Below are 25,434 nucleotides of genomic sequence, written 5' to 3' on the forward strand. Positions count from 1 at the left end.
CGAGGTGACCCATGTTCGTAAGCGACCTAAGCGGCATTCTCATGAAAATTGAGGAAAACGAGATCACCCGCTACCGCTACGAACTGTGGTTCGACTACACCCGCAAAGCGATGAACACCATCGCTGAAGGAGCCATGCTCGCGGTGCCCAACTTCGCCAGCGACCAGCGTGAGACCCGCTACAGCATCCTCGAAGTCACCGGCATCCTACCCATGCACTACGCCCTCGGCACCGACACCGGCGGCTACCCCGGCTTCATCACCGAGGCCGCCCGCAACGCCGGACAAGACTGGATCACTCAAGACACCCTCTCCACCGAAGACACCACCAAAATTCGCTGCATCGCCATCCCCACCAACCTGGAAATTGTCGAGCAAGCCTTTTCCCCTAACGGCACGGGTCCCCAGATTCAGGAAGAAAGCAACCTGCCCATGGTCGGCCATGAGGTTCACCTGCTCAACACCGACATGACCGAGCAAGTCGCCAACCTCTCCCTCGACCTGGAGCAAGACACCCTGATCCACATTGGTTCCCTCGTCCGCGACGAAAACGTCCGAGTCCATCTACGGGTCGAGGAACTCATCAAAGTCCACTTCGGTATCTTCGGCTTCACCGGGGCCGGTAAGTCAAACCTGCTGAGCACCCTGGTGCGCAAGCTACTCTCTGAGGTCAAAACTGAGCCGGTCAAGATCGTCATCTTCGACCTAATGAGTGAGTACACTGGGCTGCTGCTAGATCAGCTCGTGGAGCTAGACGAAGGCTTCATCGTCAACATCGGGGCGCAGACGACCCCCGAATCCGTCATCACTTACTACAGCGAACTGAATCGGTCCAACGCTGAGCAAAAACAAAACCTCAAAGAAGCCACCATCGACTTCGTCAACTCCACCGTCCTCCCCAAGGCCCTTAAACGCCGACAGCCCGACCTGCACCGACCGGCTGCCATCTTTCTCAAACAACGCAAGATGCGGTTCTGGCAGCAGAGAACAGTCGTGAGCGATGCTATTAAAACTGCCAGAGACCAGTTCAAAGGCAATATGGGTGGCTGCGGTCGAGACGTCTACAAGTTTCTGAAGGATTTAGATAAACGCCACGGCAGTAAAGGGATTGATGCTGCGATCGTCGAAACTATTGAGCAAGAAGTGGAGGATTTCATCGACGATTACAACGAAAACCCAGCCAATAAAAAAGCGAAGAAATCCATCACCTCCACGGCTCAAACTAACTTAGACGCAGTAGTTAGCGTCCTCACGTCTCAAGCTCAACAATCGAGAGTCGATATCCCTGCCAACGTCACGGTCTCGATGCCCCAAATCGTTGAATGGCTGAACGACGAAACCCAAAGCAGCCTGATCATCGTTCAAGCTCACAACCCTGACGAACTGCGGGACTTTGCTGCCAAGCTCTCCTATGTCGCCTACGAGTCCCGTCGCCGCAGTGGCCGCATCGTGCCCCTGGTTTCCTTCATCTTTGACGAAGCCGACGAATTCATCCCCGGTAAGAGCAACAGCGACAGCCAGAAGAGTTCTAAGGCCGCCGTCATGACCCTCGCCCGCCGAGGCCGGAAGTTTGGCTTGGGCATCGGCATCTCCACCCAGCGCATCGCCAACCTCGACGTCAACACCCTGGCCCAGCCCCACACCTACTTCGTGTCGAAGCTACCCAGAGAGTACGACCGACGGGCGATCGCGGAAGCCTTCGGCATCTCTGAAGACATGTTCCGCCAAACTTTCAAGTTCAAGAAAGGCGACTGGTTGCTGGCCAGCTACGATGCAACTGGTTTAGAGGCCCTTCCTATTCCTATCCATACAGAAGATGCGAATCAGAAAATCTTGCAATTTGTAGAAGCTCAATCATCCCTTTCCGCAGCGAAGCAAGAGATGACTGAGAAAAAATCTCGTAATAGTCTTGTTTAGACACGCGGAAAGTATTTCACCAGCATTTTCATCGACTCTCCAGGTTGACATCGAAGGGGACGTTCTGGAGTTGGGGCAGGCATAAAATCCGTCCATTCAAAAATTTCAGCAAAGCCACAGACATGAAGCTGCTGCACGATCGCCTGAATAGCTGGGCGAGAGCCAATCACCAGAAGTTTGACAGGATCTCTGTCAGCCTTGGGATAATTTCCCAATTTCTGCCTGATTTCAACGCTGACCAAAACATCAGCATCGGCATCAGACGCTTCAGAACCCACGAAAGCAGTCGGAATTAGCACACCAGCATCCTCAGAGACATCACAGCAAAACGAGTCACATGTGACAACGTTAGCATATATGACTCGTTTTGCTGCTAAACCTCTGAAAAGATGAGGTTATGGGCAAAGCAGGCGACATTCTCAAACAAGTACTGGAGAAATACGACATTACCCAGTACAGATTTGCTGCCACGATGGGAGTTGATCGCACCAGCGTCTACCGTTGGTGTAGCGGCAAGATCGACCCTACGGGTGACACCATCTTAGAAATTGTGCGGGTACTAAAATCGATGGATCCAGACGCAGCTTCCGAATTTGTTAACCAATATCTAGGACATGAACTAGAAGAGTAGTCCCCTGGATCCTTCGAAGTAATCTTGGCTTGATTGTTCAGCAACTTTACTGCCGATCATCAAGCTGGCTTCCAAGTCGTCTGAGCCCAGCTTGACGGATTTGGTTGGATCCAACTCAATTGCCCCAATACCCCAATATAATTTACAAAAATCAAGAAAATAAGTTTTTGGGGGTGAAGCTTTTATTGGGGTAAGTTTGGGATAAATTGAAGAGGCACTACGCTGAAAGCCTTGAAAAGTAAGGGTTTATAGAGGTCTGCAAAACCTCCATTCCCCAGTTCGAATCTGGGTGCCGCCTTCAGAGATGATTAAGGGGTTCCTTAGTGGTGCAATCAGCCACAAAAATAACAGGCTTATCCTTTTACCTGAATTTGTGCAATAGGCATCGTCATGTCGGTCTTAGTGCTCTGTGGCTAAGTCTATGACACGCCTTTAGATTGTGCGATTTGGCTCAAAGGGCTGTCTTATCAGGCCGAGGCAACTGTAAACGTGAATTCCTTAGATGGAAAGCGATCTGTTTAAGGAACTTTTGTGAACTTACTGTCAACTGCTTCTACAGGCGTATGTAGATATAGGAGCAACCTGATAACTTAAAGGCAATTTGTTCGACAGTTTGTTGCCAAAGCTTTGTGTGCTGTCTAATATTCCGTTTAAGTCTCTTATTAGTTAAGACCATCCTCGCTGTTTTGGTTAACTTTAGTTATCACCACAGCAAAAGTTGCGGTGGATAATGAAAGTAACAAAACCAAGACGCTGTTTGGTGATGTGAGATTTTCTGTGGAATCACGGGAATTCTGCAAGCGTGTCCTTCCTAGTTAATTAATTTCTATGAGAATTTTAGTAACTGGTGGTGCTGGGTTTATTGGCTCTCACCTGATTGATCGCCTTATGCATGCTGGTCACGATGTTATCTGTGTAGATAATTTCTTCACAGGTCACAAGCGTAATATTCAGCACTGGTTTGGCAATCCTAACTTTGAGCTGATTCGCCACGACATTACCGAACCTATTAAGCTTGAAGTCGACCAGATTTATCACTTAGCGTGTCCGGCATCTCCTGTCCATTACCAGTACAACCCTGTCAAAACCATCAAGACTAACGTGATGGGGACGCTCTATATGCTGGGCTTAGCAAAGCGCATCAAGGCTAGAATTCTGCTGGCATCCACTTCCGAAGTCTACGGTGATCCTGAAGTTCACCCCCAGTCGGAGGACTATCGTGGCAATGTTAATCCTATTGGGATCCGCAGCTGCTATGACGAAGGCAAGCGAGTGGCTGAAACGCTTGCGTTTGATTATCACCGCCAAAATGGTGTGGATATTCGAGTGGCACGGATCTTTAACACCTATGGTCCCCGCATGTTAGAGAATGATGGGCGAGTCGTGAGCAATTTTGTTGGGCAGGCCCTGAAAGATATCCCACTGACAGTTTATGGTGATGGTTCTCAGACACGTAGTTTTTGCTATGTTTCTGATTTGGTTGAAGGGCTGATGCGCCTTATGAATGGCGACTTTATTGGACCAGTCAATCTGGGTAACCCCGACGAGTATACGATTCTTGAGTTGGCTCAAACCATTCAGAGTATGGTGAATCCAGATGCTGACGTTAAGTTTGAAGCCTTGCCACAAGATGACCCTAAGCGGCGTAAGCCAGATATTACGAGGGCCAAAACCTACTTGGATTGGGAACCATCAATTCCTTTGGAGACGGGTCTACAGAAGACTATCGATGATTTCAAGACTCGCTTACAAGCAGAAAAACGGTTATCCCTCGAAACAACGCTTTCGTAGAGGGTTTTGCTGACTAAGGTGGTAATTTTTCACCGGTGGAATCTTGTTGGTGTATACAATTTTCTAACTCTAAAGTGGCTTACCTTAGTTGGGAATTTGACTGTATTTCTGCCTAATTGATGGGAATGATAGACCTGTCTGAGGACGATTCCTAAGATGGGCATTGATTCTGGTAACTCACCTATTACTATGAGGACTGAATATTATGCGTGTGTGTGTCATTGGAACTGGCTATGTTGGTCTTGTAACAGGTGTTTGCCTGTCCCATATAGGGCATGACGTCATCTGTGTTGACAACAACGAAGAGAAAGTTAAGTTAATGCAATCCGGCCAATCTCCTATCTACGAGCCGGGATTGTCAGAATTAATGAAATCTTCCATGGAAGAGGGACGTCTCCAATTCACGAGCGATCTCTCCAGGGGGGTGAAGCACGGCGAAATTTTGTTCATTGCTGTAGGTACGCCACCTCTACCCACTGGAGAAAGCGACACTCGATATGTCGAAGCGGTCGCTCGGGGAATCGGTGCTCACCTCAACGGTGGCTACAAGGTTATCGTTAACAAATCTACGGTACCCATTGGCTCGGGTGATTGGGTTCGTATGATTGTTATGGACGGTATCACCGAGCGCAAGCAATCCTTGGTAGGGGCAGGCGCTCCGGCAACTGACACCGAAGATATTAAGGCTGATTTTGATGTTGTGAGCAACCCTGAGTTTCTGCGCGAAGGTTCTGCTGTATACGACACCTTTAACCCTGACCGTATTGTTCTAGGTAGCAACAATCCTAAGGCGATCCAAAAGATGCAAGAACTTTACGCTCCGTTGGTAGAGCGTAAGTTTGCTGAAGATTCTTCTCTTCCTGAGGTCCCAGTTGTTGTCACTGATCTGAGCTCTGCTGAGATGGTGAAATATGCTTCAAACGCGTTCTTGGCAACCAAGATTAGCTTTATCAATGAAGTTGCTAATATTTGCGATCGCGTCGGCGCAGATGTCACCCAAGTCGCTGCGGGTATTGGGCTAGACTCCCGCATTGGCAAAAAATTCCTACAGGCCGGTATTGGCTGGGGGGGGTCTTGTTTTCCGAAGGACGTTCTGGCGCTGCTGCATACGGCTAACGACTATGGCTACGAAGCTGAATTGCTGAAAGCAACTGTTAGCGTCAACAAGCACCAGCGGACGATCGCCCTTGAGAAACTTCAGCAGGAATTGAAAATTCTGAAAGGTAAGACGGTTGGTCTGCTGGGCCTCACCTTCAAGCCAGACACCGATGATATGCGAGATGCTCCAGCACTGACTCTGATTGAGCAGCTGAATCGTCTGGGTGCCAAGGTCAAGGCTTACGACCCCATTGTTTCCCAGAGCGGCCTGCGCGATGGACTATCAGGCGTCATCGTTGAAACAGATCCTGAGCGTTTAGCAGATGGTTGCGATGCGCTGGTGCTGGTCACAGATTGGAAACAGTTTGAGTCTCTCGATTACGGTAAGATGGCTAGCCTGATGAATACGGCAATCATGATTGATGGCCGTAACTTCCTCTCACAGCCTAAGTTGGAAGAGTTGGGATTCCGTTATTTAGGAATCGGTCGCTAAGCTGAGCAACTATTGCTAAGTCTTATTGAACGAATGCGAGGATCAGGATAGGCCTGTCCTCGCATTTTTGTGATGGAAAACAACTCAAACAGGACCTAAACATTGAATCCGGCTTTGGCCTCTTAACCCCTAAATAGGGTAAGCCGGATTCAACGTTTCTCAAAAGTGCAGATACAAGGAGAGCTAGGCTTAAGGTCTAGCAAAAAAATTGACGTATTGCTTCTTCATTGAGAAAGCAATACGTCATTTTGAGAAGAATCAGCAAGGGTTGATGCACAGTGGTTTAGAGCCGCTGTGCGGAAATCACAGGCTAAGCAGTGACGGCCATGGAAGACAAATACCCCATTTCTTCCAGCTTATTGATGACCTTATCAACACTCTCATCCAGGGACTCGACGTGGGTCTCGCAGACAACCTCAGGGTTGAGGGGCGGCTCGTAGGGATCATCAATCCCGGTAAACTGTTTGATTTCCCCTGCTCGTGCCTTTTTATATAGACCCTTCACGTCACGAGATTCGCAAACATTCAAAGGAGCACTCGCATAGACTTCGAAGAAATCGCCAATTTTCTCGCGCACTTCATCCCGTACCGCTCGGTAAGGAGAAATCGCTGAAACTAGGACGATCACACCATTTCGGGTAAGCAGATGGGAGACAAAGCCGATACGACGAATATTAGTGTCTCTATCTTCTTTGCTAAACCCCAAACCTTTGGTCAGATTGGTACGGACAATGTCGCCGTCTAACACTTCAATTTTGCAATCGCGATCGCGCAAGCGCTGTGCCAAAGCTTGAGTAATGGTACTTTTACCTGAACCGCTGAGGCCGGTGAACCAAATCGTTACGCCACGTTGTTTCATATCTTTACTATATTCTCCTAACAACTTTACTTAGAGAATTTCCTTACCATTCATAAGTTGTGCTCCCTAGAGTGCCCAACTCCTTTTATCTAGTACGGATCTGAATAGTCAGTTGCACCATTATTGCGGACGCGATGAACTTATAGATAAATCCATCTATCCAACCTATCAGGTGATGAGACACTATCCCTTGTGGTCTCCTGTCTCACAAACCTTAAAGCAATTAAAGCAATTACTTTTCCAGACGAAAATAGCCTTCTACGGTACATGCTAGCGACCTTTCTGCACGATCTTTGCGAAGCCTTTAAAAGTACGGCTGAATTGTAGATAAGACTTAAAGAGTTCCTACATCTTGGCTGCTATTCACCTGTCGGTTTCTCTTATTGATGGTTTTTGTGATTGTACTGGCTTTCCTTCAGTGCTATGTGGATTTTTCCTAGTCTGACAGCGTCTATGACATCACGCTTTCGTTTCCCATATCTGCTATAGATGAATTGAGCACGTTTTTTCAAACCTGCCGAGGATAGAGTCCGAATGTCCCCGAATGAACAGCGTATCTCGCTATCGATCAGCAGTCTTGTCTGGTTGCTACTGTCAGTACCGTTACTCTTGCTTTTATGGCAGCTGCGCAGTCTTTTCCTGTTAGTCATGATTGCTATTGTGCTAGCAGCATCGATCGCACCCGTTGTTGATTGGGCAGAGCGCTATCGGATTCCTCGCTGGCTAAGCGTTGTACTCACCTATCTAACTATCATTGCCATTATTACGGGAGTCGGTCTCTGGGTTGGTCCGACCGTTGTGGAACAAATTCAACGGCTAATTCGACAAATTCCGGTCTCCCTCAAGCAATTCTTAGGCTATGCAGAAACCTGGATCATGTCCTTCAATGACGAGCGACCGGGCATTACCAGTGAATTAATCAATCAGTTTGTTGATGTTCAAGGGCTAACACGATGGGTTATTCGCTCTAGTCAGCAGCTCCTTGTCCGGTCCTACGGCGTCACGACGGGTATCCTAGGAAGTTTTTTTAGCCTGATTTTGGCGCTCTTTCTATCAGGTTATCTATTGGCTGACAGCCGCACCCTGTTGAAAAATTTTGTACGACTCTTGCCGCAACCTTGGGACGATCGCATTGCTGCTCAGGTAGGACCCATCAGCAATCGCATGGGCAGTTACATTCGTGGGCGGCTTTTGGTGTCATCGGTGCTGTCGATCGCAACTACGGTGAGTCTAACTACACTCGGCCTCTCGGACTTTGCCCTGGGTCTCGGAGCAATTGCTGGTTTCACTAACTTAATTCCCTTTTTAGGTCCCATCCTGGGAGCAATTCCAGCGTTAGTCGTTGCCTTTTCACAGGGGGGATGGACGTTCCTGTGGGTCCTCATCCTGTACATCGTTATTCAAAACATAGAAACCTATGTGCTAGATCCTTTGCTAGTGGGAACGTCTGTTGGTGTTCATCCGCTGTATCAGTTGTTAGCAGTCCTGGGTGGCACACAGGTTTTGGGCATTATCGGAGCGCTGATTGTTCCGCCGTGGGTCGCTGGTGGAGCGGTTGTGCTAGAGAATTTGTACCTCCGGCCTAAATTGATGGCAGAACGCCAGCAGCGATCGCGCCCTACTACGCTTAAGGATCCACGCATGCAAGCTAGCTCGTCATCCAAGGCCATGATTATAGACGGTTAAAGAAGACTTGGGTTAAAAAGCCTCTACAAGAGGTGGTAAAGCCAGAAGGATGTGTCAATATAGGGAGCTATATTGGCTGTTCTTTGTGGTGTGCTGATGTCTGTAATCAAAGCGCTTCAGCGTTGGGGGTTGGCAACTGCGTTAATTGCCGGAGGAGGGGTTGCGCCTCGCGCGATCGCCGATGAGTTTCCACCTTGTGCACCACCTGGAACAGGTGAATATTTATTGCTGGTGCAAGGAGAGACCGTTGAGGCCCGCGATCGCATCCAAAATTTGCTGCCTGCTACGACAAGCGTTAGCGTGTGCCGCTATCTGGATGACATTGTAGTTAGGGCTGGTGGGTTTACCAGTCTTGAAAACGCCAATGCTTGGGCACAATATTTGACCGAAGTAGAAGGAAATCAGGCTTTTGTTGCTAGACCAGCTGCTCCTGGAGAAGTTGCGCCAAGTGAACCTATTGCCGCTGAGCCGGTTGAACCTGTTCCTGAAACTCCGGTAGAAACCGTATCTTCTGAACCTGAAACCCCGCCTGAAGTGACCGGAACGCCTGCACCCGATGCAGTCGTGGCTTATGCACCCAAACTGTTAGGAGAGGGATATGCCGTATTGGTGGATTACAGCAATGATCCTGAAATCGCCAAGCAGCTCCAACAAACGCTCAATCAGCCGATTGGCCTTGCGGTGTATGAGCAGCAGCCCTTTCTCCTGGCGACTCAAAGTACGGATGCCCAAGAGGCCGCTCAGGTCCTACAAACGCTCAGCAATGGTCGCTTCGGTGCATTTATCGTCGATAGCAGCAAGGTCGTTCTCCTGTCGTCTGCTGTGGCAACCCCTTAGGGGTAATTTTGATTAGCACTGCATGCTTGAACTTATCGCGTTGGAATACCCGTAATTGAACCATCGCCTGCAATTATCGAGCCAATTTGATAAGCTCCTACGCCCTGCTGCTGAAAATGGGCGATCGCCTGCTCGGCTGCGCTGTCGGGGACAACTACGACAAAGCCAATTCCCATGTTGAAGGTATTAAACATATCAGCTGTGGACACTCGGCCTGCTTGTAGCAGCCATTGGAAGATAGGCAGAATAGGCCAACTTAGGGGGTCTATCTTGATGGAATGGTGAGGACTCAAACAGCGGGGCAAGTTTTCTGGCAGTCCACCCCCAGTAATATGGGCCATCGCGTGAATCGGAAGACCGGTTCTCAGGGCAGAGAGGATAGGTTGGACATAAATTTGAGTTGGGGTCAGCAAAACGTCTGCTAGGGAAGGTCCATTTAAGAGTTCAGGGCACTCACTCCAGTCATATCCAGGAGCGTCGCGATCGCTCCTACCCGCCTCAGCTACGATCTTACGCACCAGGCTGTAGCCATTGCTATGAATCCCCTGACTGGCGAGACCAATGGCAACATCCCCTAAGGCTATTTGAGAGCCATCGATGATCTTGGCTTTCTCAACAATTCCGACACAAAAGCCAGCTAAATCATATTCTCCTGCTTGATAGAAACCGGGCATTTCTGCCGTTTCTCCTCCAATCAAGGCACATCCTGCTTGATGACAGCCAGCAGCAATCCCTTCGACGACAGCTGCTAGCTGTTCTGGATTCAAAGATCCGGTTGCAAGGTAGTCGAGAAAGAACAGGGGTTCTGCACCGCTGGTCAACACATCGTTAACGCACATGGCTACTAGGTCAATGCCAACGGAGTCATGACGGTTGAGCATATGGGCCACCTTGAGCTTGGTGCCAACGCCATCAGTGCCAGAGACCAGGACTGGACTTTGATAGCCTGCTGGCATTTCGAAAAAACCACCAAAGCCACCTAACCCTCCCAAAACCTCAGGGCGATGGGTGCTAGTGACTACTTCTCGAATGCGATCAACAAATGCTCGACCTGCTTCAACATCAACTCCGGCCTGACGATAGTCCATACACTTTCCCTCAACTGCAAATAATCTGCCCAGTTCTATCCGGCTGGCATTGATTGCACTCAATTCCCAAGCTATCTATTTGAGGTACTTGGAATCAACAGCCCTTGAACGGGATTAGCTGAAACAGGTCCCGTTGTCCTGCGTCCCCAATGTGTTATTACTTATGGCTGCTCAATCTTAAGAGCTAAATTCGCCGAAAGACTGTCATTTCAATGATGGACTAGCCCAAGAAACGTTTTTTTAATAAGAAGAAATCAACTCAAAAATAATGCTGACTTATTGAAAAAATAGATTTCTGAAGAAATCGTCTATCGTGCTGCCACTGCAATTTGTTGCAGTTAGATGCCAACATTTCAAAAATAGCAGGATCATTCTCCCAGGGCGACCGATTTTATTTTCAAAAGTTCCCTATCTCGCTACATAAGTTTTGTTAACTGTATTGGCGATCGCTATATTCCATGAAAAAAGCACGGCGTAAGGATCAGACGATGCGTTTTATTTTTTCTAAAGATTTGAAGAAACTGCCTCAGTCATCCTTTTTTGATCTTCTGCGGATTGCCAATTGAAATCTTCGTGTTAACGTACGGGTCGTTCAAAAATTACAGAAGGTTACGTCATGACAAGTGCAGTTCGAGGCAGTTTATCTGAACGACTCCTAGAGTCTTTGGATCTGTTTCACTCGGGAACTCGCCGATGTCTCTGTGCTTGTTTGTTGAGCTCTTGTGACAACTATGAATCGAAACCTGTGTCGTAGTTTTGCGACTGCCGTTTTGGTATGTGCCGCCGGTATCCCATTATCAGCAAGTGCTGAAGAAATGACCTCGGATGTCTCCGTTCGTTCCCAAGAGGGGCTTGATATTGCAGCTGATGCAACGGAGCCTGCAGATTCTAAGTCATTTGAATTAATTCCTGAGAATTCCCAACTGATTGAACTAGATGCTTTCGCCGATCCTTCCATGCCATCTGAGGTTACGGCACTTCAGGAAAGGGATGCTGCTGTCGAACTTCAAAGGGCAGCCCAAGGCGAAGTGACTGATCCTGTCGAGGTCGAAGCCGCAGAACTGCCTGACATTGTAGATATTACTGCTCACGACTTAGACGGTGTCCGTGTTGCCATTTTATCGGTTGACTCTTTGCCCGTGCTGACCTTTGTGGAGGAAGCCTCGGATGTTGCTTCTACACCCAAGGACAATGCTGAATCCGAGAGTGACGTCGACGGCGTGGCTGTAGATTCCATAGTTCGAGCTGAGGAAGCCGCGCGTCAAATTGGTGAGTTTTATCAGTCTGAAGCAGATGCGGATGCAATTCGAGTTCGCTGGGAAACGGAGTTAGAAGAATATGTCGTTTCTCTGGATGGAGAAACCCTGGTTCTCATCAACGACGATACACAGTATTTCAATACGACGGGTAATCATTCGGTTGATGCTTTGCAAGCAACCAACCGTCTCCGTGCTCTGTTAGGCGGTGCTACACCACTTCGTGAAGTCGAAGGACGTCCCCCTGAGCCAGAACCTGAACCAGAGGCAGTTGTAGAAGACAACTGGGGCGTCTCGTCGGTATTCTCGGGTCAAGCTTCATGGTATGGTCCTGGCTTCCATGGTCGGCATACGGCAAGCGGAGAGGTATTTAACCAAAATGCAATGACCGCAGCTCACCGTACTTTGCCCTTCGGTACCCGTGTGCGAGTGACTAACCTCAGCAACAACCGTCAAGTTGTGGTTCGGATCAACGATCGCGGTCCGTTTTCCCGGGGTCGGGTCATTGACCTTTCAGCGGCTGCGGCTCGCGAGATTGGTCTACAGCGCGCAGGTGTAGGTCCTGTCCGTGTTGAAGTCCTGTCTGACTAGGTGATTCCAAGCCGTGCTTTGTCTTTGCAAAGCGCGGCTTGGTTGCAAGGTGGAGTTTCATGCGATGACTGAACGAATTGCAGATGTTCTAGAGGTCCCACCGACGCAGCTAGCAGCAACTGAGTTTGCGTCTGGATACCACAGCTTTATCGTCCAGGTCTGAATAGTTTCGTCAGCAATCTGACCTGCGATCGCCAAGTAGGGCTCAGGTTGAAATTCAACTTGAACCTCCGTCATCGGATAGCTGAGTCCCAATCCTAGTGCCTTTAGATGAGCTTCTTTAATGGTCCAATACTTCAGGAAGCCGGTTAGCCGAGTCGATTTGGATTCTTCAAGGGATATTTTTTCCTGAGTGGTGAGGCATCTCTGAATCAGCGATTCTAGATAGGTGCGCTCAACCTTCTCTTCTACATCGACACCAATCCATTGGCAAAGGCTGAATCCATAAACGACCCATGCGCCACTATGGGCTAGATTAAAGTGAATTCTTCGATAAGCGTGGGGCAAGCTGGGTTTGCCATAGGCACTATAGGAAAACGTGAACGATTGAGGCGAATCACCCAAGTAGCGAGCCAAAAGATAGCGTAGACCTCCTCGACTCAAGACGAAGCGATCGCGGTCCACGTCCCGAAAGAATCTTTGTGCACGATCACGTTCATCTTCAGAAAGCCAGGTGAACCATTGATCGCGATTGCGCTTTGCAGCAGGCAGATATAACTGCCAAAGATGAGTTTCCTGGGGATTTGGCAATGCTATTGCCGATAGAGGACAGTCGTTCATGAACTTCACGGGTGCGATCGCATAAATATATTGTCACATCGCCTCAAATTGTTTGAGCATCAAGGATCCAGAGGCCTCTAGACGATTTTCTCTGGAGATTTAGACACAGTAAAGCTTAATCCTGGGGCAATAAAAATTCTCCTATTTATCTTTGAACTGGTTCTTTTTGCTCCGGAATAAGGAATACTTGTATAGCTTTTGCTGAAGCTCTCGAATAGCAAGGTGTGCTAATCAAGCCTTTTCTATATTGAGTAATCCTGACCTGAGCGGTCAGGTCAGTAGATAGGGTACAGCCGCGATGATATTTTGAGACTCAGTGTTTAGTTGTCATGACTGCTAGGAGATGTTGAGGGCTATCTCCATCATTGCGATGAGAGATAAGGCCGGCTAAATCGCTGGAGTGATGATTCAACCGCGCTATAAATTTGGCACGAACCGATGCTTGTTAGTCCTGTGTTCGTACTGTCTGCTTTGGTCTCTCAACCCTCGTATCTGCCCGTTGTTCCGTTGCGATTAACCTATGTTGACTGCACTTGTATGGCTCCCCTTTGCCCAGGCTCTCGCGATCGCTCCCTTGCCTCAGGAGCCTGCGTTACTCGCTTCAGTTCCCGCAATTGAAGGGCAGGCACTACCCAGAATTCCCAACGAAGTTACTCGCTTTCAGGAAGTTCGTCCCCTGCCCGGACAGCTTGATGAAACGCCTGTTTTCAATAGCAACAGTCCAGAAGTCATCCAGCAGGATGGCATATTGCTGTCGACTTTTCCTGGCGACCAGATGGCAAACAGTTCTGCTCACCTGGATTATGCCTTCGACGGACGGTTTGATTTTTTTGCCCACCATATTGCCCGTGGAGTGGCTTATGATGACCGTCGTACCTTATTTGTCGGCGGTGTTGTCTATAATCCTAATTCTGAACCCGTCACGCTAGAGATTTTGCAAGGGGTCAGTTATCTCAGTCAGGAAGCCCCTTTCCGAGACTTACCTTCGATTCGCTTCAATCCCGATGGTGATGTTTTTGCCGGCCCAGGTAGCCGAACCGTTACAGACTTCTTAATGGGTCGACGACAGTTGCAATGGCCACGGCGAATCACAATTCCACCGGAACGGGCCTATCTGCTGATGAACGCACCGATTCCACTGCGAAGGTTGCCGTTTTCGGCAGATGCCACCCTGCCCCCAGGCTCGGTATTGCCCGGTCAGATCAGCAACTATACAGATGATCCTGTAGCGTCTATTGCACCCACTAGCGGGGGTCGTCCGTTACCCAGCAATGGGCGATCGCTGCTGCTGCATCTGTCCAGCGATGCTCCGGTCTATGCTGCTACGTTAGCTATGTATGCTCCACGGACACTGCAAGGACAAGAGCGAGCACCTACGCTTCAGGAATGGCTACTCCTGCTTGTCAATGGTGATCTAGCAGGTCCTCGTGACATTCCTCCTACCGATCCAGAAGGGTACGATAACCAAGGCCGCTTTTTCTATGGTCGGGTTGCAGGAGTGGCCCGAGGTTCCCAGTGGGAAGCGGTTTTAGAAGACGAACCAGCCGTAAATCGTTTGACCATTCCCGAACCAGGAGATGCAGTCTCCTATGTACTCAGTACTGTTGATCACAATACGTTTGGCACCGAACAGATTCAGAGTGCGCCCATGCTGGCCCGATATTCGGATACAGCGTATCGGGCCCACGGCAACTATGGCATTCATTACCGTATTAAGCTGCCGCTATACAATGATTCCAGTGCTGATCAGGCAGTCATTCTGCGGCTTCAAACACCCTTGCAGGATGAAACCATTCTATATGGCCTAAGATTCTTGCGAAATCCTGCTGATCGCATTTTCTTCAGAGGAACGATGCGGATTAGCTATCAGTCTGACTCCGGGCAGGAGCAGACTCGCTATATGCATGTTGTGCAGAGGCAAGGCGAAGAGGGAGAACCGATTCTGCGATTAAATCTACCACCGGATGCCCGACGCGACGTCACGGTTGAATTTATTTATCCTCCAGACGCTACCCCCCCTCAGGTGCTCACGATCGCAACGTCTGGTATCGCTAATGGACGCTCCTCAATTCCTGTTGAAGGGGAGTCTAACCAAGTTATTGAATTGAACCCTGAGGAGCAAGGACCTGTTGAATCGCCTGAGGTTCCTGCTCAGGATGTTGAAACTACAGCGCCATTGCCTCCTCAAGACTCTGAAACGGATGCCAATGAAGATACTGACACGTCTGATAGACCTAACAATCGGCGAATGGGCGAAGTAGCACCTTAGGCTCTGGCCTCTAGTGCTTTGTCCAACGTTCAAAATAAGGTATTTGCAGGTTGGCGTAAAACGACGTGAAACTCCACATTGATGAGGGATACGTTAGATTTTTGACAATAACTCAACCTACAAATTCAACTCAGCAAACGGTTAGGTCTGTGCAACTTTAAACGGAGTATTCTCAGCAAGCGTTGAGAGTACTGTAATGGGTTCTATGCCTGAGACATCGTGCCAGTAGGACTGTCACCCGGCGTTGTGCCTCCTTCAGCACGATGGTGCCATTGACCGTCACTACCTTGCTCGTAGCTATTTTTAACAGAGCTCCAAGCAACCTCATGAGCAGCGCTATCACTCATGCCATCAGAAGATGCACTGTTAAAAGCAGCCATGAAGATTTGCTGAGCGCTTTGAGGTAGCTTATCTTGTACATCTTGAGGCAGTGTTTCTAAGCTTTCATACGGCATTGTCGTTGTTCCTTTTTTGCAATACGTACTCTCTAGGAATAACGAAACCTTATCGAGAGCAACATCTATCGCAAGCATTAACAGCAGGTAGGGTGAGCGCGCGCAGCTTCTACCTTACGTATGCCAGCTATCCAGGCTATGCGCTGCACCTGGGCGACTTGATGAATGGTACGCTACGGCAGAAATAGGCTCACCATTCAAAACCCTGAGAAAGCTTATCTGCCTTAGTTTTGAATTCTGTAGAGCTTTGCTCTTCTCGCAGAGTATTCTGAATTTTGAATTCCGCTTGGCGGTACTAGTGTTTTATTTCATAGAGCTCCAGCGGCAAGTGATCGGGGTCTTGAAAGAACGTGAACCGCTTTCCAGTGGTTTCGTCTACGCGGACGGGTTCAGTGTGAACGCCGTGATGTGTGAGTCGAGCCATTACGGTGTCTAAATCAGACACTACAAGAGCCAAGTGTCGTAGACCACAGGCTTCGGGATAGCTGGGTCGAGCAGGCGGATTGGGGAATGAAAACAGTTCGATTTGGTCGCGATCGCCCACCCGCAAATCTAGCTTGTAGGAATCTCGCTCAGCTCGATAGGTTTCCTTCAGTATTTCAAAGCCTAAAACTTCTGTGTAGAAGGTCTTGGAGCGATCATAATCAGAACAAATAATAGCAACATGATGAATGGCAGAAATCATTAAATTAAATTGACGCTGATGAAGTATGTTTCTCTGAATACTGTTCCCACCCAAAGTGTTTCTCACAATACCGCTATTCACAAACAGACAATGTTGGAAAAAGGTGACCTTCCCCACCTAATACAGTTTGCGCAGGCTCGGTTTGCACCAGGTCAAGTCGCATCTGCCCACGCTCACATCGATATGCACGAGGTTTTTTTTGTCCAGTCGGGTTGCGGCACTATGGTGATCAACAATCAAGTGCATACTCTTGAACCTGGCGCCTGTATCTCAGTCGCTCCTGGAGAAGTCCATGAAGTCAGCAATACAGGAGACGAGGTTTTGGTGTTGACTTACTTTGGCATCGCTGAATGAAATCAATGAAGGATTTTTAACGCTTTCATTGAAAACGTGGACACTGCTTAACTTACATACAGATAAATTTAAGGCAGTGCCAAGGATGGGAAGGCTAAACTCAAAGAAGCATTCTAGGCATATCTGTTATGGCAACTCCAGCTGAATTCAGCTATTGCTGGCTTGATGTATTGACTCAGCACTATCGTCTCAGCCAGTTCAAACAACAGCTCCCAGGTCCGGTGCAAAACTGGTTAAATGACTGTGAGTGGACGCTAATGGCGGATGCTGGCCAGGCTAAAGTGCCGCTATTGATTTTGCGTACTCCGGGCAGAATCCAGCTGCGCAATCCATTGCTGCTACAGCTTGCCGAAAGTGTTCACAATAGCTGGGGACCGCTAGATTTTTCTCTTTTCTCTGCTGAGAGCCAAGAACCTGTCAGGGTATTAAGTCAAACGCTAGTTGATATCAATCGTCGACAATAAACCAATTCATCTGATATCAGCAGGGCTTAGTAGCTCAGTTTCAGAGCACTGACGGGAACATCGTCCCACGATGATACGGTGCGTATGCGAGCGACCCAACCCTCCGCCTTTTGTTCTGGTGATAAGTTCGCTTCGAATGAGGCATGACAGTCTTCTGCTTGCTGTTGATCACAGCAGGCAATGCAAGAATAGACGATACCGCAAGGATCAATCTGCTCGTTCACCCAGATCATAGGCTCAGACATTCAAGATGTGCGTATTCACAACGCCTCCTATCCTCTCACAAGTATTCTGTCTCACAACCAGGTGTGAAAGGTCTTTAAGCCGAGATGACTTCAGAGGAGTCATTGGCGGCCAAGGTAGACACCAACTGCTTGACCTCAGCGATCGCTTGCAATTGGTAATCGCTGGCTTCTTGGAATTGCGATAAGGACTGTGTGGCATCGTCTAACTTCTGACGTAAATCATTAGCTTGTTCTTGTAAAGGAGACAGAAGTTCTGAAAGCACCTGCACTCGACCCTCTAAAGCACCAACCTCCATTTGCTGCTGCTTCAGTTGACCGTCCTGCTGCTTGAGTTCCTCACGGCTTCCGAGCTGCTCGTTAGATTTTTGCTCAATTTCTTGCTTAAGCGCCTCGATTTGTGCCTGAATCTCTTTGATTTCTGCCTCAGTGTGTTGCAAGGTCTCCGTGATGGCCTGCCGGGACGTATCAATCTGTTTCAGAATCGGTTCTAGATCCACCACTGGCATCGCTGTTTCTTCAGTTGCTAGTCCCTGACGACGTCTCAAAACAGCCTGATGCTGAGTCAGCACTTCTTCTCGTTCCAGAAGATTGCGACGCTGACCGACTAGCGTCTCATTCAACATTTGATAGCGGTCTTGCTCGTCAACCAGCTCCGGCTCCATCTGTAGGCGATCGAACTCACTCACTTCCTCCATCTTCCGCTTAACGTCTTCGATGGTTTGCTGCTGAAGATTGAGTTCCTCTTCCTGGTCGCTGACAAAGCGCGACATCTTCTCTAAATCTTTTTCCAAGTCAGAGACTAACGTTTGTAGCTCTTCTAAAGGCATGGCATCTAATGCGCCAACATCTACTTTGTTGCTGAGCCGTACTTTATCTGTCGTGTTTAGCAGCTCGTAAACCTTTTTATAGAGATTACTTTGGGATTGCAATTGCTGAGAAAGCGATTGAACACTTTCCTGCTTATCACCTAATAATTGCTGCTGTGACTTGAGGTCTGCTTTGCGTCCATTCAATACCGCTTCGGCTTCGTGCCATCCCCGCCAGCGCTCAGTTAAGGCCGTGTAGTCCTGTTGAAGCTGGTCTCGCCTTGCGTCCAGCGTTTGTTGTTGTTCTCCGATGGACTGATTCCGTTCTGCGATCGCTGCTTGTTGTTGATCAAGGACCTCGCGAGCAGCATTGAGTTGTTCACGCATACTCTCTGTTGGTGTGACCGCAGTGGTCAAGCGATCCAATGCGCCTTGAAGCTGCTGAATTTGTGCTTCATCTACGCCAACGTGTTGCGATGCGTCTTCCTGTCTCTCTTCAAACCGCCTGACCTCACCGTTGAGATGATCCCAGGCTCCCTGCAATTCCTGATGTTTGCGATCAAGCTCGTCTCTCAGCTGATTAATTTCCTGCTCAGCCGTTTCGACTTCTTGACGCTGGGCTTCAAGCTTTTCTAAATCAGCTTCTGCCTGTTCAACTTGCTCTTGCCGGGTTTCTAACTCAAGTTCGCGTCGATTCAATTCTTGACTTTGGAAGGTCAAAGATTGCTTCCACTGATCAATCTCTTCCTCTTGTGACTTGGACTTCTTCGCTTGGTTTGAAAAATTCTGCAGAATACCGACCAAAGGGCGGCCTGCATCGTAATGGCGTTGAACTTGACGGTTGTTATTGAGTTCCACCATCACCAAAGCACCAGCCCCATAGTTGGCATCGTCAGGTGCAGAAATGGTTTCCTCGCCGGGTACTCCTGTCCAGGTATCCCCCCGCTGACAAGCTAAAAGCTTAAAGTCCGCCTTACCACCGCCGATGAATCCAGATTTTTTTTGAACCTCAGCCAGATAAAGCACGCTAGTCTTCCTCTTTCCGTGTCGTGATTACTGGGTGCCTATAACATTGAAATGTTTAACCCAGGAGAACCGTAGTCTTCAATACAAGAATGAAGCTCTCAACTTAAACGAAGGCCCACTTAGGCGCTGGTTGGACCTATCGTCATGGCTGATGTCCCTGCAATTCTCATCTGTTCATAAACTAACTCATGTTGTCGTAGATAGCGCGAACCCACGCCATTTATCTGCGATTATCGATAATTGTAACGTCACTGTTCAATTCCCGTGCGAATCGCTTTGTCTACTTGTGGTCGGTAGCTTACTGTCCATCTGACACCGGTGGCTCTTGGAGAATGTGGAATGAGCACGATCGCCAACTATTCTTCTGAGTATGACTCTGCAAAGTGTGCTTAAGCCGGTGAAAGCGCATACCATTGATTTGAAGGATTGAAATCTTAAAGCTGAGATAAATTTTTAAGCAGTGCGAAGAAGCTGAGTCATTTGATACTCCATATCGTCAATAAAACTTCAACGTTCCAACCTGGTTATTTAAGAGCTAATTAAACGTATATGCAGGGGCAACTCGCTGAAATTGATATTCGCAGTATTTTGCAGCTAATTAAGTTAGGGCAACGTACTGGAGAGTTGTATGTCGAGGCCTACATCCCTGCATCGCTGACTGGAAACACGAGCTCATTACCCCAGTGCCACTTACCGTCTCAGTCGTGGCTAGTTTTCTTTTTCAACGGTCAGATTATTTATGCGGGCACAACTGATGGACAACTCAACCGTCTGAGTGACTATATCCATCGGTATGAGCTTGATGAGGCCTTACATAATTTGGACGTGCCGGCGATCGCAACTTTTAATTCCCCCGAATATGGCTATCTTTGGGCACTACTAGAGAATCATAGTCTGACACCGCAACAGGGCCGTACGATTCTCAACGGTATGGTTCACGAAACGCTGTTCGACCTGTTGAGTTTGCATCAAGGGACGTTTGTGTTCAAGCTGGCAGCAGGTCTCAGCCCGCAGCTAACAACCTTTGATATTGACTCCCTGGTAGCAGCACTCACGACCCAAATACAAGCTTGGAAGCAGTTTTATCCGCATATTCAGTCGCCCCATCAGTGCCCTATCGTGACTGAGAAATCACAGTCCAATTCTAGGGAAGATGTCAAAACAGCTCGTATTCTTCAATGGATGGACGGTGAAACCTCAATCCAACAAATCTCCCGTTATCTTAATCGCAGCGTTTTTACGGTTGCTAAAGGAATCTATCCCTATGTGCGGCAGGGGCTGATTCATCTATCAGACATCAATCATCTTCAGCCACCAGATGATACGTCCGAGGAATGGCACGCGACCCGAGTACCCCGTATCGTTTGTATTGATGATGGTTTGACCATTCGTCAAACGGTGGAACAAATTTTGGACGAGCACGGTTATGAAGTGACCTCGATTAGCAATCCCTTGCGGGCCCTCAGCTTACTCTTTCAGCTACGCCCTGATCTGATTCTCTGTGACATTGTGATGCCAGAGCTAGAAGGCTATCAGGTTTGTGCCATGTTGAGGCAGTCAACGGTCTTTCGGCAAACGCCGATCGTGATGTTAACGGGCAAAGATGGATTTATTGATCGCGTTAAGGCGCGTATGGCTGGAGCCACAGACTATCTCACCAAACCATTTGGTGCTCAAGAGTTGCTGACCCTCGTTGAAAAATATGTCGGTTTGGGGAACCCGGCTCGCCCAAAACCAGATCGCTTGCTAGCAGAGGCTATCAAAGATGATTTGGAGCTAGAGACCACTTCATCTCCATTCCTCGATTAGACGGCTGTTTTAGCTATCACCAGTTCCATTAGGACAAAACGGGCGAGCCATTGGGCTATGCGCTGCGGACCCAGATGCTATTGGGCACATAAACTTAGATGGCTAAAGTAGTATAAAAAACGGTCAGTTGCAGAATTTTCGATTGAGCGATATCGTTGCTTCGCTTTGTAGAAATCGCTTTGATTGGGTGAGAATTTCCTGCTGGCTGACTTCCGAAGATGATCTTTAACTGGAGCCGTGATCAAAGACTGCTGGTTTCCCTGAGCAGGCAAATAGTAAGCGTTTTCTGAGTTTGAGGGTACCTTAAAAAAGCATGGAACAATAATTGAGATTGCCGCTGTCGCAATCTTCAGATACAGGTGAAACAAGCTTTAGAAATTGCATCAGGGAAGCTATTTTGCGAGTCATTGAATACTATGAGCATGGTTTTAGTTGTAGAGGACAGCATTCCCCAGCGAAGAATGATCACTGAATTGTTGCAAGGAAACGGATTAGAGGTGGCGGCAGCCTGTGATGGTGTAGAAGCACTGGAGCATATCCAGGCAGGTCGACACCCAGATCTGGTTGTGCTGGATATTGTGATGCCTCGGATGAATGGTTATGAAGTTTGCCGTCGTCTAAAGGCCGATCCGATTACCCAAAACGTTCCTGTGATTCTGTGTTCTTCTAAAGGGGAGGAGTTCGATCGCTATTGGGGCATGAAGCAAGGAGCGGATGCTTATATTGCTAAGCCTTTTCAGCCAACAGAGCTGGTCGGTACAGTAAAGCAGTTACTTCGGGGATAGTGTCAGGGGATAGAGGAGACGACGGGACGATGGTTGGCAATCCTGATTTTTTAATGGGTAAAGGTCAAGAGCAAGGACCAGAGCTACAAGAACTAGAAACTCCAGAGGGTGAACTGTATCTCCGATTTTTTGTCACCTCCGGAGATGAATTTGCACTTCCTGCCACGGGAATTCGACGTATTATTGAGCATCCGCCTGATAGGATTACCGCCGTTCCAAACGTGTCTCCCTTGTTATTAGGTACGCTTAATGAACAAGGCAGGGTCATTTGGGTCGCAGATTTAGGTCAGTTTCTGGGATATTCGACTCAGTTAAATACTGATAGACCAGAGATTCCAGTTATTGCGGTTGAAGATCAAGGAACTATGTTAGGCTTAGCGGTTAATCAGATCGTTGGGACGGATTGGATGGATCTGGAGAGACTTAATCTCTCTCAAAGTACCCCAGATACGATGGCTCCCTTTTTGAAGGGAGAGTGGTCTGTTGGTAACGACGGCTCAAATCGCGTGGTTCGATTACTTGATCACATCGCTGTTTTAAGGTCTGCCCGCTGGGCTGCCTAGCAGCTGTAGTTAGATTGCTTAAGGCAGGAGATTAAGACATGGCATCGGGCACTGATTACACGCAAGCATATCAGAAAGCTGAGCGAGCCTACATGCAGGGTAGCTACGAAAATGCTGCTGCGATTATTGATCAGCTTGCTGCCGACTATCCGACTGATCCCAGTGTGCTTCTTCTTAGAGGGCATATCTATTGCTACGGCTTGCATCGCTATAACGAAGCTCTTGAGCAATACAAGGCTGTCCTAGATGTGACTACCGATCCTGAGTTCGTTGACTTTGCCAACAATGGCTTGGCCTATGCTGAGGAGCAATCTTCGTTTGGTGCTGATGACGTAGAACGTGACGATTACGGGGCTGCCAGCGCGACGCTCGTTGATAGCTCTCCGCCGTTGGAAGATTCCCCGGACAGCGATTCCGATATTCCAGATATTTTTGACGATCAAGATCTAACTGACTTTCGATTGGATTCAGTTGACTTAGGTCTAGACCTGTCTCCAGATCTATCTGAAACAGACTTTGCGCTTGACAATCCTTTTGAGGAGCCTGCTGCTGGAGAAGAGGCTCCGTTAGACGCTGAGCAGGAAGATATGTTCGCCGCAGCTGATCCGTTTGCGGCTCCTAGCGTTTCAGAGCCTGAGCCATTTCAGCTATCAGATGATGATGACCCTTTCGGAGACGGGGTAGATCTGTCTGAGATGGATATGCCTGACTCAGAAATGGCAGAAGACGATCCGTTTTCTGCTTTTGAAAATCTCGAAACGGCTGAGACTGATCCTGAGCCTGTTGCTGAACCTGATCTCATGGATTTGGGATCGGCTCCTACTGAGATGGAAGAGATTCCTGAATATACTGAAGACGTCGTCCCTGATACGCCTCCTTTGGGAACGGTGGAAGACCAGACGCTTTTCATGTCTGAGCCCTCGGTCGAGATGGCGGAATCCCCTCTCGAACCGTTGGACGAGTTTTCCTATGACTCTGAGACAGAAGATATTGCGAGTGCTTCTTTGCCGGAGTCCTCGGCGACCCACGAGACCTATGACGATCGCGACTTTGTTGATAATGGTGCTGCGATCGCAGAAGACAATACCGATAGCCATAGCAATGTTGATTTCTTAGATGATTTCGATGAATTTGACGACTTGGGAAGTATTCCCGATTTTGATTTGACGGACAGTTCTGCTGGGTTTACCAGTCCATCAGTCGGAACCTCGGGCATTGGTGCGATCGATGATAATGCGGACAACAGCTTCGGGGCATCCGATTTTGCACTGGAAGATGACTCTTCTACGATTGATAACGAAGAGATTTTTAGCCTCTCGAATGCTGCTAGCCAGCTACCTGCTTTTGCGCAAGTCGATGAAGAGGACACGCCTTCTCCGCAGGTTGAGCAGGGCGGACTCGCGTTTTTAGAAAATGCTCCCATTGATAAGAAGCAGCTTATTGTTGCTGGGATCACAGGGGTAACATCGGCGATCGCCGTTGCCATCGTCAACTTCGCTGCAACCAGTATTCTGCCTGACCAAAAGCTGCCTCGGGGAGTGCCGCCTGCGATGGCGGTTGCAGCTGGGCTCACAGGGTTTGGGACGGCTGCAACTGTCGGTCACTTGGCGACCCGCCGGACTAAGCAGGGAATTCAGGATCTTCAGACCCAGTTCTCGTCTGTTTCGCAAGGCAACTTGAATGCCCGTGCGACCATCTATGCCGAGGACGATGTTGGTCAACTGGCAACCGGCTTTAACCAGATGGCCCGAGTTATTTTGACTACTACGAGCGAGGCTCAGCGTAAAGCCCAGGAGCAGGAGCAGGCTAAGGAAGATCTCCAGCGTCAAGTGATTCGCTTGCTAGACGATGTCGAAGGAGCAGCCCGGGGCGACTTGACTGTCCAAGCAGAAGTGACGGCTGATGTCCTAGGTGCGGTCGCTGATTCGTTCAACCTAACGATTCAAAACCTGCAAGAGATCGTGCAGCAGGTAAGCGCGGCAGCGCGGCAGGTGAGTAAAGCGTCTGCTGAGAATGAGACGTTTGCACGCAGTCTATCGGCTGATGCCCTACGCCAGGCCGAAGAGCTAGCCGTCACGCTGAACTCAGTCCAGGTGATGACGGACTCAATTCAGCGAGTAGCTGAGAGCGCTCGTGAGGCGGAAGAAGTGGCTCGTTCAGCTTCTGCGACTGCCCTACGCGGTGGTGAGTCGGTAGAGCGAACCGTAGCAGGGATTCTAGAAATTCGAGAGACTGTTGCTGAGACCACACGAAAGGTCAAACGCTTAGCAGAGTCTTCTCAAGAGATTTCGAAGATCGTGGCGTTGATCTCTCAGATTGCCTCTCGAACGAACTTGCTCGCCCTTAACGCCAGTATTGAAGCCGCCCGAGCGGGAGAAGCTGGGCGAGGCTTTGCGATTGTCGCCGATGAAGTGCGCCAACTGGCGGATAGAGCCGCCAAAGCGTCGAAAGAGATCGAGCAGATTGTCTTGCAGATTCAGAGTGAGACGAGCGGCGTGATGACGGCGATGGAAGAGGGTACTCAGCAGGTGATTGAAGGAACCCGATTGGCTGAGCAAGCCAAGCGATCGCTGGAGGACATTATTCAAGTCTCGAACCGGATTGACGTTTTGGTGCGATCAATTACAGCGGATACAGTGGAACAAACGGAGACATCCCGTACGGTTGCTCAGGTTATGCAATCAGTTGAATTGACCGCTCAAGAGACTTCTCAAGAATCTCAGCGAGTGTCAGCTTCTTTACAAAATCTGGTGGGTGTGGCGCGAGACTTGCTCACTTCAGTCGATCGCTTCAAAGTTGATACGCGGGAGGAACGACCAAACTAAATGGAGTACGTTTATCTCATTCACTCTTTAAAGCGCTAAAGTGCTGTTACAGCACGTATTCACCCACAGATGTCTCAATAAAAGGGCGCATTGAGCCATTCAGGCTGATTGAGAAGACATTT

At 48.8% G+C, this 25,434-nt stretch carries 22 protein-coding genes; 14 read left to right on the top strand and 8 right to left on the bottom strand.

The genetic code is table 11. The features are described from left to right. Positions 1 to 11: 11 nt before the first annotated feature. Positions 12 to 1,916 carry an ATP-binding protein gene (locus tag PN498_RS04500; protein WP_272061493.1) on the top strand — a complete coding sequence of 635 codons (1,905 nt, stop codon included), beginning with the start codon at positions 12 to 14 and terminating at the stop codon, positions 1,914 to 1,916. On the opposite strand, the gene PN498_RS04505 is transcribed toward PN498_RS04500, so the two are convergent. After that, positions 1,913 to 2,215: a hypothetical protein gene (locus PN498_RS04505; protein ID WP_272061494.1), complete on the bottom strand. Its 303-nt coding sequence runs from the start codon at positions 2,213 to 2,215 to the stop codon at positions 1,913 to 1,915. The genes PN498_RS04500 and PN498_RS04505 overlap by 4 nt on opposite strands. Before the next feature lie 98 nt (positions 2,216 to 2,313). Between PN498_RS04505 and PN498_RS04510 the strand changes: the two genes are divergently transcribed. The 3 genes from PN498_RS04510 to PN498_RS04520 all read left to right on the top strand — a co-directional run bounded on the left by PN498_RS04510 (position 2,314) and on the right by PN498_RS04520 (position 5,929). Further along, positions 2,314 to 2,547: a helix-turn-helix domain-containing protein gene (locus tag PN498_RS04510; protein ID WP_272061495.1), complete on the top strand. Its 234-nt coding sequence runs from the start codon at positions 2,314 to 2,316 to the stop codon at positions 2,545 to 2,547. A gap of 828 nt (positions 2,548 to 3,375) precedes the next feature. Beyond that, positions 3,376 to 4,338, top strand: coding sequence for a UDP-glucuronic acid decarboxylase family protein (locus PN498_RS04515; protein WP_272061496.1), 963 nt, complete (start codon positions 3,376 to 3,378; stop codon positions 4,336 to 4,338). Positions 4,339 to 4,543: 205 nt separating this feature from the next. After that, a complete protein-coding gene (locus PN498_RS04520) occupies positions 4,544 to 5,929 on the top strand; it encodes a UDP-glucose dehydrogenase family protein (RefSeq protein WP_272061497.1) in 1,386 nt (461 codons plus the stop codon). A 310-nt stretch (positions 5,930 to 6,239) separates the two neighbouring features. Here PN498_RS04520 and cysC read toward each other — a convergent pair whose 3' ends face one another. Further along, positions 6,240 to 6,812: an adenylyl-sulfate kinase gene (gene cysC, locus PN498_RS04525; RefSeq protein ID WP_272061498.1), complete on the bottom strand. Its 573-nt coding sequence runs from the start codon at positions 6,810 to 6,812 to the stop codon at positions 6,240 to 6,242. Positions 6,813 to 7,322: 510 nt separating this feature from the next. On the opposite strand from cysC, the gene PN498_RS04530 reads away from it, so the two are divergent. Together PN498_RS04530 and PN498_RS04535 are read left to right on the top strand one after the other, a co-directional pair. Continuing rightward, a complete protein-coding gene (locus tag PN498_RS04530; RefSeq protein ID WP_272061500.1) occupies positions 7,323 to 8,474 on the top strand; it encodes an AI-2E family transporter in 1,152 nt (383 codons plus the stop codon). A 96-nt stretch (positions 8,475 to 8,570) separates the two neighbouring features. Then, the gene (locus PN498_RS04535; protein ID WP_272061502.1) at positions 8,571 to 9,311 is read left to right on the top strand and encodes a hypothetical protein; all 741 of its coding nucleotides are present in this window, start codon (positions 8,571 to 8,573) and stop codon (positions 9,309 to 9,311) included. A gap of 32 nt (positions 9,312 to 9,343) precedes the next feature. Here the strand turns inward: PN498_RS04535 and purM are convergent, their stop codons facing one another. Beyond that, positions 9,344 to 10,399, bottom strand: coding sequence for a phosphoribosylformylglycinamidine cyclo-ligase (gene purM, locus PN498_RS04540; protein ID WP_272061503.1), 1,056 nt, complete (start codon positions 10,397 to 10,399; stop codon positions 9,344 to 9,346). A 731-nt stretch (positions 10,400 to 11,130) separates the two neighbouring features. Between purM and PN498_RS04545 the strand changes: the two genes are divergently transcribed. Beyond that, a complete protein-coding gene (locus tag PN498_RS04545) occupies positions 11,131 to 12,246 on the top strand; it encodes a septal ring lytic transglycosylase RlpA family protein (RefSeq protein WP_272061504.1) in 1,116 nt (371 codons plus the stop codon). A 57-nt stretch (positions 12,247 to 12,303) separates the two neighbouring features. Here the strand turns inward: PN498_RS04545 and PN498_RS04550 are convergent, their stop codons facing one another. Then, on the bottom strand, positions 12,304 to 13,026 hold the full coding sequence (locus PN498_RS04550) for a 4'-phosphopantetheinyl transferase family protein (RefSeq protein ID WP_272061506.1): 723 nt from the start codon (positions 13,024 to 13,026) through the stop codon (positions 12,304 to 12,306). A 520-nt stretch (positions 13,027 to 13,546) separates the two neighbouring features. On the opposite strand from PN498_RS04550, the gene PN498_RS04555 reads away from it, so the two are divergent. After that, entirely contained in the window at positions 13,547 to 15,295 is a 1,749-nt protein-coding gene (locus PN498_RS04555) for a DUF3370 domain-containing protein (RefSeq protein ID WP_272061507.1), read from the top strand. 203 nt (positions 15,296 to 15,498) lie between these two features. On the opposite strand, the gene PN498_RS04560 is transcribed toward PN498_RS04555, so the two are convergent. Continuing rightward, complete coding sequence (locus tag PN498_RS04560) at positions 15,499 to 15,750, bottom strand: ChaB family protein (RefSeq protein WP_272061508.1); 252 nt, start codon at positions 15,748 to 15,750, stop codon at positions 15,499 to 15,501. 295 nt (positions 15,751 to 16,045) lie between these two features. After that, positions 16,046 to 16,435 (bottom strand): SMU1112c/YaeR family gloxylase I-like metalloprotein, encoded by a 390-nt coding sequence (gloA2, locus tag PN498_RS04565; protein WP_272061509.1) that lies wholly within the window; start codon positions 16,433 to 16,435, stop codon positions 16,046 to 16,048. An 18-nt stretch (positions 16,436 to 16,453) separates the two neighbouring features. On the opposite strand from gloA2, the gene PN498_RS04570 reads away from it, so the two are divergent. Next, positions 16,454 to 16,789, top strand: coding sequence for a cupin domain-containing protein (locus tag PN498_RS04570; RefSeq protein ID WP_272061510.1), 336 nt, complete (start codon positions 16,454 to 16,456; stop codon positions 16,787 to 16,789). A 128-nt stretch (positions 16,790 to 16,917) separates the two neighbouring features. Further along, positions 16,918 to 17,253, top strand: a complete 336-nt coding sequence (locus tag PN498_RS04575; RefSeq protein WP_272061511.1) for a hypothetical protein — start codon at positions 16,918 to 16,920, stop codon at positions 17,251 to 17,253. A gap of 26 nt (positions 17,254 to 17,279) precedes the next feature. Here the strand turns inward: PN498_RS04575 and PN498_RS04580 are convergent, their stop codons facing one another. Together PN498_RS04580 and hmpF are read right to left on the bottom strand one after the other, a co-directional pair. Beyond that, positions 17,280 to 17,498 carry a glycogen debranching protein gene (locus tag PN498_RS04580; RefSeq protein ID WP_272061512.1) on the bottom strand — a complete coding sequence of 73 codons (219 nt, stop codon included), beginning with the start codon at positions 17,496 to 17,498 and terminating at the stop codon, positions 17,280 to 17,282. 74 nt (positions 17,499 to 17,572) lie between these two features. Then, positions 17,573 to 19,330: a pilus motility taxis protein HmpF gene (gene hmpF / locus PN498_RS04585; RefSeq protein WP_272061513.1), complete on the bottom strand. Its 1,758-nt coding sequence runs from the start codon at positions 19,328 to 19,330 to the stop codon at positions 17,573 to 17,575. A gap of 549 nt (positions 19,331 to 19,879) precedes the next feature. On the opposite strand from hmpF, the gene PN498_RS04590 reads away from it, so the two are divergent. From PN498_RS04590 to PN498_RS04605, 4 genes are all read left to right on the top strand, one after another. Then, positions 19,880 to 21,139 (top strand): response regulator, encoded by a 1,260-nt coding sequence (locus PN498_RS04590; protein ID WP_272061514.1) that lies wholly within the window; start codon positions 19,880 to 19,882, stop codon positions 21,137 to 21,139. 416 nt (positions 21,140 to 21,555) lie between these two features. After that, positions 21,556 to 21,924: a response regulator transcription factor gene (locus PN498_RS04595; RefSeq protein ID WP_272061515.1), complete on the top strand. Its 369-nt coding sequence runs from the start codon at positions 21,556 to 21,558 to the stop codon at positions 21,922 to 21,924. Positions 21,925 to 21,953: 29 nt separating this feature from the next. Continuing rightward, positions 21,954 to 22,487: a CheW domain-containing protein gene (locus tag PN498_RS04600; RefSeq protein WP_272061516.1), complete on the top strand. Its 534-nt coding sequence runs from the start codon at positions 21,954 to 21,956 to the stop codon at positions 22,485 to 22,487. Positions 22,488 to 22,525: 38 nt separating this feature from the next. Next, positions 22,526 to 25,312, top strand: a complete 2,787-nt coding sequence (locus PN498_RS04605; protein WP_272061517.1) for a methyl-accepting chemotaxis protein — start codon at positions 22,526 to 22,528, stop codon at positions 25,310 to 25,312. Positions 25,313 to 25,434: the final 122 nt, after the last annotated feature.

Source organism: Oscillatoria sp. CS-180 (assembly GCF_028330965.1).
GTDB lineage: Bacteria > Cyanobacteriota > Cyanobacteriia > Phormidesmidales > Phormidesmidaceae > Halomicronema.

Coding starts and splice junctions, on each gene's coding strand:
- PN498_RS04500 (WP_272061493.1), top strand. CDS start 12: ATGTTCGTAAGCGACCTAAGCGGCATTCTCATGAAAATTGAGGAAAAC.
- PN498_RS04510 (WP_272061495.1), top strand. CDS start 2,314: ATGGGCAAAGCAGGCGACATTCTCAAACAAGTACTGGAGAAATACGAC.
- PN498_RS04515 (WP_272061496.1), top strand. CDS start 3,376: ATGAGAATTTTAGTAACTGGTGGTGCTGGGTTTATTGGCTCTCACCTG.
- PN498_RS04520 (WP_272061497.1), top strand. CDS start 4,544: ATGCGTGTGTGTGTCATTGGAACTGGCTATGTTGGTCTTGTAACAGGT.
- PN498_RS04530 (WP_272061500.1), top strand. CDS start 7,323: ATGTCCCCGAATGAACAGCGTATCTCGCTATCGATCAGCAGTCTTGTC.
- PN498_RS04535 (WP_272061502.1), top strand. CDS start 8,571: ATGTCTGTAATCAAAGCGCTTCAGCGTTGGGGGTTGGCAACTGCGTTA.
- purM (WP_272061503.1), bottom strand. CDS start 10,399: ATGGACTATCGTCAGGCCGGAGTTGATGTTGAAGCAGGTCGAGCATTT.
- PN498_RS04545 (WP_272061504.1), top strand. CDS start 11,131: ATGAATCGAAACCTGTGTCGTAGTTTTGCGACTGCCGTTTTGGTATGT.
- PN498_RS04550 (WP_272061506.1), bottom strand. CDS start 13,026: ATGAACGACTGTCCTCTATCGGCAATAGCATTGCCAAATCCCCAGGAA.
- PN498_RS04555 (WP_272061507.1), top strand. CDS start 13,547: ATGTTGACTGCACTTGTATGGCTCCCCTTTGCCCAGGCTCTCGCGATC.
- PN498_RS04560 (WP_272061508.1), bottom strand. CDS start 15,750: ATGCCGTATGAAAGCTTAGAAACACTGCCTCAAGATGTACAAGATAAG.
- gloA2 (WP_272061509.1), bottom strand. CDS start 16,435: ATGATTTCTGCCATTCATCATGTTGCTATTATTTGTTCTGATTATGAT.
- PN498_RS04570 (WP_272061510.1), top strand. CDS start 16,454: ATGAAGTATGTTTCTCTGAATACTGTTCCCACCCAAAGTGTTTCTCAC.
- PN498_RS04575 (WP_272061511.1), top strand. CDS start 16,918: ATGGCAACTCCAGCTGAATTCAGCTATTGCTGGCTTGATGTATTGACT.
- PN498_RS04580 (WP_272061512.1), bottom strand. CDS start 17,498: ATGTCTGAGCCTATGATCTGGGTGAACGAGCAGATTGATCCTTGCGGT.
- PN498_RS04590 (WP_272061514.1), top strand. CDS start 19,880: ATGCAGGGGCAACTCGCTGAAATTGATATTCGCAGTATTTTGCAGCTA.
- PN498_RS04595 (WP_272061515.1), top strand. CDS start 21,556: ATGAGCATGGTTTTAGTTGTAGAGGACAGCATTCCCCAGCGAAGAATG.
- PN498_RS04600 (WP_272061516.1), top strand. CDS start 21,954: ATGGTTGGCAATCCTGATTTTTTAATGGGTAAAGGTCAAGAGCAAGGA.
- PN498_RS04605 (WP_272061517.1), top strand. CDS start 22,526: ATGGCATCGGGCACTGATTACACGCAAGCATATCAGAAAGCTGAGCGA.